Raw genomic sequence first — 12272 nt, forward strand, 5'->3', positions numbered from 1 at the left:
CACCATGCCCCATGCCGACACCGAATTGACCCGCCCGGGCGCTCCCCGATGCCATGCGCTGCTGCCCTGTGCGGGCACCGGCACCCGGGCCGGCACCGACATCCCCAAGCAGTACCAGCCGATCGCCGGCCAGCCCATGGTGATGCACACCCTGGCGGCCTTGCGCGCCGTGGCGCGCCTGCAAGGCTGCGTGGTCGTCATCGCGCCCGACGATAGCTTCTGGACCTCGCAGCCCGTGGGCACCACGTTGGCGCGCTGCGGCGGGGCCACGCGCGCGGAGAGCGTGTTCAACGGCCTGCAGGCCTTGCGCGAGCAGGGCGCGGGGGTGGACGACTGGGTGCTGGTGCACGACGCCGCGCGCTGCCTCGTCACGCCGGCCCAGGTGGATGCCCTGATCGACGCCTGCAGGAACGACGCCGTGGGTGGCCTGCTGGCGCTGCCCTTGCCGGACACGCTCAAGGCCGAAACCGGTGGGCGCGTGGCGGCCACGGTGGAGCGCGCCGACAAGTGGCTGGCGCAGACGCCGCAGATGTTCCGCCTGGGCGCCTTGCAGGCCGCGCTGGCGGCCACGGCGCCCGGTGGCTTCGCCGGTGTGACCGACGAGGCCAGCGCCATGGAGATGGCGGGCCACCGGCCGCTGCTGGTGCGTGGCAGCGCGCAGAACTTCAAAGTCACCTACCCCGAAGACTTCGCGCTCGCCGAAGCCGTGCTCAGGAGCCGTTCATGAACCCCAACACCGTTCCGTCGTTCCGCATCGGCGAGGGCTGGGACGTGCACGCGCTGGTGCCCGGGCGGCCGCTCATCATCGGCGGCGTGCGCATTCCCCACAGCCAGGGGCTGCTCGGCCATTCCGATGCCGACGTGCTGCTGCACGCCATCACCGACGCGCTGCTGGGCGCGGCGGCGCTTGGCGACATCGGCCGCCATTTCCCCGACACCGACGAACGTTTCAAAGGCGCCGACTCCAGCGTGTTGCTGGCCGAGGCGGCGCGCCGGGTGCGCGAGGCGGGTTTCGAGATCGGCAACATCGACAGCACCGTGATCGCGCAGGCGCCCAAGCTCGCGCCCCACATCGCCGCCATGTGCGAAGGCATCGCCCGCACGCTGGGGCTGGCGACCGGTCAGGTCAACGTGAAGGCCAAGACGGCCGAGAAGATCGGCCCCGTGGGGCAGGGCCTGTCGATCGAGGCGCGCGCGGTGGCGCTGCTCGTCAAGACGGCGCCTTGACCAGTTTCATGTGGGCCGCGAGGCCCCCGGTGCTGCTGTTGGCCAGCGCGAAACGGCCGCCCATGCGCGCGATGGCGCGGTCCACGATCGCCAGGCCCAGGCCGGTGCCGGTGGCCGCGCTGCGCGAGACGTCGCCCCGGTAGAACGGCTGGGTCAGCTGTTCGAGCTGCTCCGGGTTGACGCCTTGCCCGTGGTCGCGCAGCTTGACCAGCACGTCGTCGTCCTTGGCCTTGGCCGCGATGTCGATCTTGGCGATGCCGGTTTCCGGGTCGCGCCCGTAACGCATGGCGTTCTCGATCAGGTTGGAGAACACGCGCTGCAGTTCCACCGCGTCGCCCATCACGGCGGTGTCGCGCGGGATGTTGGTGGTGATGTAGGTGTTCGGGTCCTGGCCGACCGAGAAGATCGCGGCGTCCACCACCTGGTTGAGGCTCACGCGCTCGGGCTTGAGGTGGTCGGGGCGGGCGTAGTCGAGGAACTTGTCGATGATGGCGTTGACCTGGTCGATGTCGGCCGCCATGTGCTCGCGCGCCTGCGCGTCGTCCACGCTCATCTCGGTTTCCAGGCGCAGGCGGGCCAGCGGCGTGCGCAGGTCGTGCGAGATGCCGGCGAGCATCAGGGCCCGGTCCTGCTCGATCTTGGAGAGCCGCTGGGCCATGCGGTTGAAGCCGATGTTGACCTCGCGGATCTCGCTGGTGGCGCACGGCTTCGTTGAGCTGGCTCGCGTTGAAATCGCCTTCGCGCACGCGGCTGGCCGCGAACGAGAGCTTCTTCAGTGGCCGGTTGATCAGGCGCGCGATCAGCGCCGCGCCCGTGAGCGAGAGCAGGGCGGCGGTGCCCAGCCAGATCAGCCAGGTGGTGCCCGCCACCGGGCCGATGCGCGAGGGGTCGGTGAGCAGCCAGTAGGGGTCGCCGTCGATGGTGAAGCCGATCCACAGGCCTGGCGCGCCATTGACTTCGCGCGCCACCAGCGTGTCGGGCCCGAGCCGGCCCCGCAGGCGCTCGGCCACGTTGCGGCTCAGTGCGTCGGTGTTGTAGAGGCGGAAGGTGTCGGTGGGCTCACGCGGCGCGATGCGCAGGCCTTCCTCGCTGGCCAGGGTCTTGATCAGCGAGACCCGGGCGATGGCGTCCGAGTGCACCAGGGCGGCGCGGCTGAGGTTGACCAGCGAGGCCAGCTGGTTCGCGCTCTGCAGCGCCCGCGGCTCGTACTCCAGCGCGCGGAAGGTCTGCAGCCAGGCGACGGTGCAGCCGACCAGCAGCAGGGCAAGGAAGAAAAACGTGCGCCAGAACAGGCTCACGCCCCGCGAAGGACGCATGTCCAGCGGGGCCGGCGCTGTCTCCAGCGAGGCCGGCTGGGTCTCGAACGGAACGCGTGACTCGTCGGACATCAGGCATTGCCATCGGGCACGAAGACATAACCCACGCCCCAGACGGTCTGCAGGTAACGCGGCGACGCGGCGTCCTCTTCGATCAGCTTGCGCAGGCGGGAGACCTGCACGTCCAGGCTGCGGTCAAAGGGCTCGAACTCGCGGCCGCGCGCCAGCTGGGCCAGTTTTTCGCGCGACAGGGGCTGGCGCGGGTGGCGCACCAGGGCCTTGAGCATGGCGAATTCGCCGGTGGTCAGCGGCAGGTCGGCGCCTTCCTTGCGCAGGGTGCGCAGGCTCAGGTCGAACTCGAACGGGCCGAACTTCACCACTTCCTGGTCCTGCGACGGTGCACCCGGCACCTCGGTGGGCGGGCGGCGGCGCAGCACGGCGTGGATGCGGGCCAGCAGCTCGCGCGGGTTGAAGGGTTTGCCCAGGTAATCGTCGGCGCCGACTTCCAGGCCCACGATGCGGTCCACATCCTCACTCTTGGCGGTGAGCATGATGATGGGCGTGCGGTCGCCATTGGCGCGCAGGCGGCGGCAGATCGACAGGCCGTCTTCGCCGGGCATCATCAGGTCGAGCACGATGATGTCGACCGAGTCGCGTTGCAGAACCCGGTTGAGGGCCTTGCCGTCTTCGGCCAGCATGACCTCGAAGCCTTCCTGCATGAGGTAGCGGCGCAGCAGGTCGCGGATGCGGACGTCGTCGTCGACGACCAGCACTTTGTTGGGACGGACAGTGGTTTGTGGCATGGGAGCAACTTCCGTTAAATGTAACAAACTCGATTGTGGCAGCGCCAAGTGCTTGTCAGCACTCATTTTTTATTTTTATGACACGCTGTTACAGATGTTGCCCGCATACTCCGCCGCTTCACCTCGCCCACATCACACAATCGGCGAATTGACCATACTTGAGTGCACCATGAAATCGTATCTGTCGAGTGGTTTGTTGCTAGTCACCCTGGGTTCGGCCTATGCCGCGCCGGGCGACCAGCGCGTGCATCCGATGCCCTCGGATGCGCCGGTGGCCGTCATGCCGATCTCGGCCGACGAAAGCGACCCACGCAGCACGATGCGCTTGCGCGATGCGCTGCGACAGCCCTTCGATGACATGGACGACAGCCGCAAACCCTACCGACTTTCGGTGGAAGAGCGCCAGCGTCTGCGCGAACAGCTTCGCGACCAGCCGCATCACGACTTCAAGTTCAAACCATGACCCTGTCTTCCTCGCGTCGTTTCTCCGGTCCCTCTTCTTCTTCCCGCTTTCTTCTCTCCTCCGTGCTGGCCCTCGGGCTGGGCTTGAGCGCTTCGGCGATGGCCCAGGTCACGGTGCCCGTGCCCGCCAACGTGGTGAACATCGCCGCCAGCGGTTTCCTGGAGGTGCCCCAGGACTGGCTGAGCATGAGCCTGAACACCACGCGCGAGGGCAGCGACGCCGTGACGGTGCAGAACCAGCTCAAGCAGGCACTCGACGCCGCGCTGGCCGTGGCCCGCGCCAACGCCAAGCCGCAGCAGCTGGAGGTCCGTACCGGCCAGTTCAGCCTGTATCCGCGCTACAGCAGCAACGGCAAGATCAACGGCTGGCAGGGCAGCACCGAACTGGTGCTCGAAGGGCGCGACTTCGCCCTCATCAGCGCCACGGCCGGCAAGATCCAGACCCTGACCATGTCGGGCACCAGCTTCTCGCTCTCGCGCGACGCACGCCGCAAGCTCGAGTCCGATGTGCAGGCGCTGGCCATCGAGCGCTTCAAGGCCCGGGCCGATGAAGTCAGCAAGGGCTTCGGTTTCTCCGGCTACAGCCTGCGCGAAATCAATGTGAGTTCGGCCGACCAGGAAGTGCGCCCGTTCCAGCCGCGCGCCATGGCCATGGAAGCCAAGGCCGCGATGTCGGACGCCGCCGTGCCGGTGGAAGCCGGCAAGTCCACGGTCAACGTCACCGTGTCGGGCTCGATCCAGCTGAAATAGACAACTTCTGCGCCTGAGACGGCGCGGTCCAGAGGTGCCGCGGAACCGGCTTTGCCGGGCCGCTGGCGCCGCCCCCTGGAGGGGGACGCGCGAAGCGCGGCGGGGGTGCTGCTGTTACTGGGCGGCCCAGCCGCCGTCCATGTTCCAGGCCACGCCCCGCACGTTGTTGCCGGCCGCCGAGCAGAAGAACACCGCCAGCTCGCCCAGTTCTTCCGGGGTGGTGAACTGCATGGACGGCTCTTTTTCGCCCAGCAGCTGTTTGGTGGCGTCCGCGTTGGAAATGCCTTGCGCCGCGGCCTTGGCGTCCACCTGTTTCTGCACCAGCGGGGTGAGCACCCAGCCCGGGCAGATAGCGTTGCAGGTGACGCCGGTGGTGGCGTTCTCCAGCGCCGTGACCTTGGTCAGGCCCACGATGCCGTGCTTGGCCGCGACGTAGGCCGACTTCTCGGCCGAACCCACCAGCCCATGCACCGACGCCACGTTGATGATGCGGCCCCAGTTGGACTTGAGCATCGCGGGCAGGGCCAGGCGGCTGGCGTGGAAGGCGCTGCTGAGGTTGATGGCGATGACCGCGTCCCAGCGCTCGACGGGAAAGTCTTCCACGCGCGCGACGTGCTGGATGCCCGCGTTGTTCACCAGGATGTCCACCTGGCCGAAGGTGCTGGCCGCGAAGGCCATCATGGCCTCGATCTCCGCCGGTTTGCTCATGTCGGCGCCGTGGTAGGCGACCTTGGCCCCCAGCGCAGCGATCTCCGCCTTGGGGCCTTCGGCATCGCCGAAACCGTTGAGCACGATGTTGGCACCCTGGCGCGCCAGGGCCTTGGCAATGCCCAGGCCGATGCCGCTGGTGGAGCCGGTGACGAGGGCGGTCTTGTTGGCAAGCATGAAGTGAACTCCAGTTCCAGTACGATGGGTTGAAAAGCGCTCAAGGCATTATCACGGACGCCTCCAGGCGCCCGCTTCGCACTGTCACACCATGCAAGAACCGAACCTCCAATACCTTCCCGTCACCGGGCCCGTGGCCCGCACCGGCGAACCGCGCCGCATGGCCTATTGGGACTGGGCCAGCGCCTCGGGCGACCACCGCCATGTCGTGGTCTGCGTGCACGGTCTCTCGCGCCAGGGGCGCGACTTCGACACCCTGGCGCGCGCCCTGGTCGGCCGCTGTCGCGTGATCGCGGTCGACGTGACCGGGCGCGGCCATAGCGACTGGCTGGCCGATCCCATGGCCTACCAAGTGCCCACCTACGCGGCCGACCTGGCGGCGCTGCTGATGCATGTGCGCGCAGCGAACCCGAAGGCCGTGATCGACTGGGTCGGCACCAGCATGGGCGGACTGATCGGCATGGCGATCGCGGCCCAGCCCGCCCTGGCACCACGCCGCCTGGTGCTCAACGATGTGGGGCCGGCCATCCAGTGGGAGGCACTGCAGCGCATCAGCACCTACCTGGGCCAGAACCCCTCGTTCGACAGCGAGCAGGCGGCCCTGGATTACCTGGCCTCGATTTCCGCCGGCTTCGGTCCCCACACGCCGGCGCAATGGCGGGCGCTGTCCCTGCCGCTGCTGCGCGAGCGCGACGGGCGCTGGTGGCTGCACTACGACCCGGCCATCGCCATGCCGGTCAAGGCCCTGACCGGCATGGCCGACGAGGCACAGGCCCGGCAGATCGCCCGCGACGGCGAGGCCACCCTTTGGCAGCTGTACGACGCCATCACCGCGCCCACCCTGCTGCTGCGCGGCGGGCAGTCGGACCTGCTCTCCGAGGCCACCGCCGCCGAGATGGGGCGGCGCGGTCCCAGGGCGCGCTGTGTGGTTTTTGAGGGCGTGGGCCACGCGCCGACGCTGGTGGCCGATGATCAGGTGGCCGCCGTCCGGGACTTCCTCTGGTCCAACTGAGCGGTTGGTTGTTGAGCGATTCATGAAACGTGTGATTTCCCCGACCTCGTCCGAGGCCTCCCATGCGGCCACCCTCATCGAGCGCGCGCCGGCCGTGCCCTCGGCGATCGTGGCGGCCACTTCCGACAGCCTGCCCAAGCAGGCCAACGCACTGGCCCGCGCGCGCGCGTTCGCGGAACCCTTGCTGGGCAGCGAACAGCTCGACACCGGCGAGAACACCCTGGCGCACGCCGATGCCGTGGCCGGCGTGCTGCACGACATCGGCGGCTCCGAGGCGATGCAGGCGGCGGCGTATCTGGTGTACGCCTGCCAGCACCTGAACCGCCCGCAAGAGGTGATCGCCAAGGCGTTTGGCGACAACTTCGCGGCGCTGGCGCTGGAGACCACCAAGCTGGTGCAGTTGCAGCGCCAGGCCCGGATCAAGTCGGCCGAGGTGCTGGCCAAGAAGGAAGAGGAACGCCAGGCGGCGCAGGAACAGGCCCTGCCCGTGCGCAACGCCCGGCAAGGCGCCGGTGTCCGAGCTGGCCGCGAGCCAGACCGAGAACGTGCGCAAGATGCTGCTGGCCTTCTCGCGCGACCTGCGCGTGGTCATGCTGCGCCTGGCGTCCCGGCTGCAGACCCTGCGCTACTTCGCCGCCTGCAAGGGAGAGCCTGGTGACGCGCTCGCCAGCGAGTCGCTGCACGTCTTCGCGCCGCTGGCCAACCGCCTGGGCATCTGGCAGATCAAGTGGGAAATGGAGGACCTGGCCTTCCGTTTCCTGGAGCCGCAGACCTACAAGCACGTGGCCCGGCTGCTGGACGAGAAACGCGCCGAACGCGAAGCCCATGTGGAGCAGGTGCGCCAGCAGCTCGAGGCCGAGCTGCAACGCCAGGGCGTGGCCGCTTCCGTGCAGGGACGGCCCAAGCACATCTACAGCATCGTCAAGAAGATGCGCGGCAAGTCGCTGGACTTCGACCAGGTGTTCGACATCCGCGCGCTGCGCGTGATCGTGCCCGGCCGCGATGATTGCTACACCGCGCTGGCCCATGTGCATGCGAACTATGTGCCGGTGGCCGACGAATTCGACGACTACATCGCCAAACCCAAACCGAACGGCTACCAGTCGCTGCACACGGTGGTGCGCGATGAGCAGGGCCGGGCCTTCGAGATCCAGATCCGCACCCAGGCCATGCACGACCATGCCGAACACGGCGTGGCCGCGCATTGGGCGTACAAGGAGGCGGGAGCCAAGGGTTATGCCGGCGTCTCGGCCAGCTCGGAGTACGACGCCAAGATCGCGGTGCTGCGCCAGCTGCTGGCCTGGGAGCGCGACCTGAGCGGCACCGCGCAGGGGCTGTTCGACGATCGCATCTACGTGCTCACGCCCGATGCGGCCATCGTCGAACTGCCCCAGGGCGCCACGGCGGTGGACTTTGCCTACAGCGTGCACACCGACCTCGGCCACCGCTGCCGGGGGGCGCGCGTCGATGGCGCCATGGTCACGCTCAACACGCCCCTGCAGAACGGGCAGACGGTGGAAATCACCGCCGCGAAAGAGGGCGGGCCGTCGCGCGACTGGCTCAATGCCGAACTGGGCTACCTCGTCAGCCACCGGGCCAAGAGCAAGGTGCGCGCATGGTTCAACGCGCAGGCCATGGAGGAGACCATGGCGCGCGGGCGCGAGGCGGTGGAAAAACTGCTGCAGCGCGAGGGCAAGACCGCGCTGAAGTTCGACGACCTTGCCGTGTCCATGGGACTGGCTTCTGCGCAGGAGCTCTTCGAGCAGGTGGGCAAGGACGAACTGTCGCTGCGGGCCATCGAGATGCACCTGCGCCCGCCCGAGCCCGAGGCGCCGTCCGAAATTCCCGTGTGGCTCAAGAAGCCGCGCAAGTCCTCCAGCCAGCCCAGCGGTGGGGTGCTGGTGGTCGGGGTGGATTCGCTCATGACGCAACTGGCAAGTGCTGCAAGCCGGCGCCGCCGGACGACATTGGCGGTTTCGTGACGCGCGGCAAGGGCGTGAGCATCCACCGAGCCGATTGCAGCGATTTCGCCCACCTGCAGCGCAAGAACCCAGACCGCGTGATCGAGGTGCAGTGGAGCGGTCAGGTCGCCCCGGATCGGGATGGCCGCGCGGCCGTGTACCCGGTGGACGTGGCCATCGAGGCGCAGGACCGCCAGGGCCTGCTGCGTGACATTTCGGACGTGTTCGCCCGCGAGAAGATGAACGTGATCGGGGTGCAGACCCAGTCGGTCAAGGACGTGGCCTGGATGACCTTCACCATCGAGGTGTCGGACGCCCGGCAGGTGCTGCGGGCCATGTCCGTGGTGGGCGATGTGCCGGGTGTGCGGGTGGTGCGCCGCAAATGATGTGATGGGTCGGCCAGAAGTGCCCCGGAACACTGCTATACTGCGAGGCTTCGAATCGTTTGTAGGCGCGTAGCTCAGCTGGTTAGAGCACCACCTTGACATGGTGGGGGTCGTTGGTTCGAGTCCAATCGCGCCTACCAAACTTCTTCGGGGTCAACCAGGCCCCGGAAACAGAAAGCAGACCCCGCAGTCTGCTTTTTTTTCGTCTGTCCGGCGCCAGGGCATCGCCGGACGCTGTCTCGCAAGGCTCCCCGCACAGGGAAAACCCATGCTTGCGGCCCAGGGGCGGGTTTTTAGAATGTGCCGTATCCTTCCCGCAGACGACGGGCCTTGTTCGCCCGTTCCTTCCAGAAAGTCCCGCAGTGCAAAAAACCAAGGCCGGTAGCGGCAGCGAACGTGCGCCCGCCGTGCGTGTGATCAAGAAGTACCCGAACCGGCGTCTCTACGACACCGACACCTCGTCGTACATCACGCTGGCCGAAGTGAAGTCGCTGGTCATGGACAACGAGCCCTTCGTGGTTCGGGACGCCAAGACCAACGACGACCTCACGCGCAGCATCCTGCTGCAGATCATCCTGGAAGAAGAGACGGCGGGCGTGCCGATCTTCACCGAGCAGGTGCTGGCCAACATCATTCGGTTCTATGGCCATGCCATGCAGGATTTCATGGGCGCCTACCTCGAAAAGAACGTCCAGATCTTCATGGATCTGCAGCACAAGATGGCCGAGCAGTCCACGGGCGTCAACCCGGAAGCCTGGAAGCAGTTCATGAACGTGCAGTCGCCCATGATGCAGGGCATGATGGGCACCTACCTGGAGCAGTCGCGCACCGCCTTCACGCAGATGCAGGAGCAGATGCAGAAGAACAGTGAGCAGATGCTGGCGGCGCTGGGGCTCAAGCGCTGAGTCTCGCCATTCTCGCTGCCAGCCGCAGCGCGTCGTCGGCTGCTGCGCCCGCCGCAGTGTTGTCGAAGATGCACCAGACTTGGGTGGTCGCTGGCCAGTTCAACAACTCCCGCGCCCTGGCCTCAAGCCAGTCGTCGTCGTAAGCCGACCAATACATGCGTGGCGAGCCGTGCCAACGGCAGTAGACGACGGCACCCTGGCCGTCTCCGCGCTCGCCGAGCCAGCCGCCTGGCTCCCCGGCGCCGGCAGGTTTGGGCGGATCCGCGACCACGCGACCGATGCCCTGCTCCACCAGCAAGCGCTCGGCCACCGCCGTGAACCAGGTGGGATGCCTCGGTTCGCAGACGACCGCACCCGGGTATTCCGCGCGCACCGAGCGAAAGAAGTCGCGTGCCACCTCGGGATCGAATCCCAACGACGGCGGCAGTTGCACCAGCAACACCGCCAGGCGCTCGCCGAGTCCCGCCAGCGACGAAACGAAGGCGCCCACCTCCCGGGGTGGAACCTTCAGCCGCGCCACGTGCGTGAAAGCCTTGGGCAGCTTCACCGAGAAGCGGAAACCGGTCGGTGTCTGCATCGCCCAGCGCTCGAAGGTGTCCGCGCGGTGGGTGCGGCTGAAGGTGGTGTTGATTTCCGTGCAGCCCAGCACCCGTGCATAGCGCTCCAGCAGCGCTCCGTCGCCCGGAAATGCCTCGGCCACCGCTCGCGGTAGGCCCCAGCCTGCGGTGCCGATGTGGAGGGAAGGTGTGGTCCGTGTCATGCCGCTGGTGTGTGGCAATCCGCGTGCCGGTGCCCGTGCCTGTCTGGCCGACCGCTGCCGGCGAGGGGCCAAGGAATGTGCTGTCAGCCAAATCGACGCGCCGCCTTACAATAACGGACCACGCTCTTCAGCCAGGTAGCCCGGCGGAATTCAAATGGAAACAATGACTTACGACACCGCCTCCGCCGCCAAAACACCCAAAGTCGGGTTCGTCAGCCTGGGTTGCCCCAAGGCGCTGACCGACTCCGAACTGATCCTCACGCAACTCAGCGCCGAGGGTTACCAAACCTCCAAAACCTTTGCCGGTGCCGATCTGGTGATCGTCAACACCTGCGGCTTCATCGACGACGCCGTTCGTGAGAGCCTGGACACCATTGGCGAAGCCCTGGCCGAGAACGGCAAGGTGATCGTGACCGGGTGCCTGGGCGCGCGCGAAGGCGAGGGCGGCGGCAACTTGGTGCGGCAGATGCACCCCAGCGTGCTCGCCGTGACCGGCCCGCATGCCACGCACGAGGTGATGACGGCGGTGCACGAGCACCTGCCCAAGCCGCACGACCCCTTTGTGGACCTGGTGCCGCCGCAGGGCATCAAGCTCACGCCGCGCCATTACGCTTACCTGAAGATCAGTGAGGGCTGCAACCACCGCTGCACGTTCTGCATCATCCCGTCCATGCGCGGCGATCTGGTGAGCCGACCGATCGGCGACGTGCTGACCGAAGCGCGCAAGCTGTTCGAGTCTGGCGTGAAGGAGTTGTTGGTGGTGAGCCAGGACACCTCGGCCTATGGCGTCGATGTGAAGTACCGCACCGGCTTCTGGGATGGCAAGCCGGTGAAGACGCGCATGTTCGATCTCGTGCGCTCGCTGGGTGAACTGGCCCAGGGCTATGGCGCCTGGGTGCGGCTGCACTATGTGTACCCGTATCCGCACGTGGACGAGATCATTCCGCTGATGGCCGACGGCCTGTGCCTGCCTTACCTGGACGTGCCGTTGCAGCACAGCCATCCGGACGTGCTGCGCCGCATGAAGCGGCCCGCCAGTGGTGAGAAGAACCTGGAGCGCATCGCGCGCTGGCGCGAGCTCTGCCCGCAGATCGTGGTGCGCAGCACCTTCATTGCCGGCTTCCCTGGCGAGACCGAGGCCGAGTTCGACCACTTGCTGGAGTTCGTGCGCGAGGCGCGCATCGACCGCGCCGGCTGCTTCGCCTATTCGCCGGTGCCGGGTGCCACGGCCAACGAGCTGCCGGACGCCGTGCCCGATGCCGTGCGGGAAGAACGCCGGGCGCGCTTCATGGCGGTGGCCGAGGCCGTGTCGGCCGAGAAGCTGCAGCAGCGCGTGGGCGCGACCATGCAGGTGCTGGTGGATTCCGCGCCGAGCCTGGGCAAGAAGGGCGGCATCGGACGCAGTTACGCCGATGCGCCGGAGATCGATGGTGTGGTGCGGCTGCTGCCGCCAGAGAAGATCAGCAAGACCATGAAGGTCGGCGAATTCACCAAGGCCCGTGTGGTCGCGGCACAGGGACACGACCTGTTGGCGGTCCCGGTTTGACGGTGACTGCGATGGCCGGACTGCACACTCGCCGGCCACATCGGGTGCTTCAGAATGTGAAGCAACTCAACCGTATGCGCAAAGCCTGCTTGCAGGCTTTGCATCTTGATAAGGCAAAAGAAAAGGGCTTGCAAACATCACGTTTGCAAGCCCTTTATGATTGGTGCCCAGGAGAGGACTCGAACCTCCACGATGTTACTCGCTAGTACCTGAAACTAGTGCGTCTACCAATTCCGCCACCTGGGCTTTCAGGAAAACC

The 12272-nt window shown here is 67.1% G+C and carries 10 protein-coding genes, 2 tRNA genes and 2 pseudogenes; 9 read left to right on the forward strand and 5 right to left on the reverse strand.

All coding sequences use genetic code 11. The annotated features are described in order from the left end of the window. Window positions 1–4: 4 nt before the first annotated feature. Both ispD and ispF read left to right on the forward strand, forming a co-directional pair. Window positions 5–727, forward strand: coding sequence for a 2-C-methyl-D-erythritol 4-phosphate cytidylyltransferase (gene ispD, locus ACFJI0_RS08885; RefSeq protein WP_382324365.1), 723 nt, complete (start codon window positions 5–7; stop codon window positions 725–727). Then, window positions 724–1227 carry a 2-C-methyl-D-erythritol 2,4-cyclodiphosphate synthase gene (gene ispF / locus ACFJI0_RS08890; protein WP_382324367.1) on the forward strand — a complete coding sequence of 168 codons (504 nt, stop codon included), beginning with the start codon at window positions 724–726 and terminating at the stop codon, window positions 1225–1227. Before ispD ends, ispF begins: the two co-directional genes overlap by 4 nt. Here ispF and ACFJI0_RS08895 read toward each other — a convergent pair. Continuing rightward, window positions 1211–2615 (reverse strand): annotated as a pseudogene (locus ACFJI0_RS08895) (ATP-binding protein). The gene ispF and the pseudogene ACFJI0_RS08895 sit on opposite strands and share 17 nt — an antisense overlap. Next, window positions 2615–3346 carry a two-component system response regulator OmpR gene (gene ompR, locus ACFJI0_RS08900; RefSeq protein WP_291121876.1) on the reverse strand — a complete coding sequence of 244 codons (732 nt, stop codon included), beginning with the start codon at window positions 3344–3346 and terminating at the stop codon, window positions 2615–2617. The pseudogene ACFJI0_RS08895 and the gene ompR overlap by 1 nt, the downstream one beginning before the upstream one ends. 169 nt (window positions 3347–3515) lie before the next feature. On the opposite strand from ompR, the gene ACFJI0_RS08905 reads away from it, so the two are divergent. Together ACFJI0_RS08905 and ACFJI0_RS08910 are read left to right on the forward strand one after the other, a co-directional pair. Further along, the gene (locus tag ACFJI0_RS08905) at window positions 3516–3809 is read left to right on the forward strand and encodes a hypothetical protein (RefSeq protein ID WP_291121875.1); all 294 of its coding nucleotides are present in this window, start codon (window positions 3516–3518) and stop codon (window positions 3807–3809) included. After that, the gene (locus tag ACFJI0_RS08910; RefSeq protein ID WP_382324368.1) at window positions 3806–4558 is read left to right on the forward strand and encodes an SIMPL domain-containing protein; all 753 of its coding nucleotides are present in this window, start codon (window positions 3806–3808) and stop codon (window positions 4556–4558) included. Before ACFJI0_RS08905 ends, ACFJI0_RS08910 begins: the two co-directional genes overlap by 4 nt. A 114-nt stretch (window positions 4559–4672) precedes the next feature. On the opposite strand, the gene ACFJI0_RS08915 is transcribed toward ACFJI0_RS08910, so the two are convergent. Continuing rightward, window positions 4673–5443, reverse strand: a complete 771-nt coding sequence (locus tag ACFJI0_RS08915) for a 3-hydroxybutyrate dehydrogenase (protein ID WP_382324370.1) — start codon at window positions 5441–5443, stop codon at window positions 4673–4675. 91 nt (window positions 5444–5534) lie between these two features. Between ACFJI0_RS08915 and ACFJI0_RS08920 the strand changes: the two genes are divergently transcribed. The 4 genes and pseudogenes from ACFJI0_RS08920 (at window position 5535) to phaR (ending at window position 9707) form a co-directional block, all read left to right on the forward strand. Continuing rightward, complete coding sequence (locus tag ACFJI0_RS08920) at window positions 5535–6455, forward strand: alpha/beta fold hydrolase (protein WP_382324372.1); 921 nt, start codon at window positions 5535–5537, stop codon at window positions 6453–6455. 22 nt (window positions 6456–6477) lie between these two features. Beyond that, window positions 6478–8802: pseudogene (locus ACFJI0_RS08925) on the forward strand (RelA/SpoT family protein). 63 nt (window positions 8803–8865) lie between these two features. Continuing rightward, window positions 8866–8942, forward strand: a tRNA-Val gene (locus ACFJI0_RS08930). Between the two features lie 222 nt (window positions 8943–9164). After that, on the forward strand, window positions 9165–9707 hold the full coding sequence (phaR, locus tag ACFJI0_RS08935; RefSeq protein ID WP_297401674.1) for a polyhydroxyalkanoate synthesis repressor PhaR: 543 nt from the start codon (window positions 9165–9167) through the stop codon (window positions 9705–9707). Here the strand turns inward: phaR and ACFJI0_RS08940 are convergent. Beyond that, window positions 9697–10467 (reverse strand): DUF72 domain-containing protein, encoded by a 771-nt coding sequence (locus ACFJI0_RS08940; RefSeq protein ID WP_382324374.1) that lies wholly within the window; start codon window positions 10465–10467, stop codon window positions 9697–9699. The two genes, phaR and ACFJI0_RS08940, sit on opposite strands and share 11 nt — an antisense overlap. Window positions 10468–10630: 163 nt before the next feature. On the opposite strand from ACFJI0_RS08940, the gene rimO reads away from it, so the two are divergent. Beyond that, the gene (gene rimO, locus ACFJI0_RS08945) at window positions 10631–12013 is read left to right on the forward strand and encodes a 30S ribosomal protein S12 methylthiotransferase RimO (RefSeq protein ID WP_382324376.1); all 1383 of its coding nucleotides are present in this window, start codon (window positions 10631–10633) and stop codon (window positions 12011–12013) included. A 161-nt stretch (window positions 12014–12174) separates the two neighbouring features. Here the strand turns inward: rimO and ACFJI0_RS08950 are convergent. Next, window positions 12175–12259, reverse strand: a tRNA-Leu gene (locus tag ACFJI0_RS08950). Window positions 12260–12272 lie beyond the last annotated feature (13 nt).

Source organism: Hydrogenophaga sp. UC242_53, assembly GCF_042696965.1.
In the GTDB taxonomy this organism is placed as follows: Bacteria; Pseudomonadota; Gammaproteobacteria; order Burkholderiales; family Burkholderiaceae_C; genus Hydrogenophaga.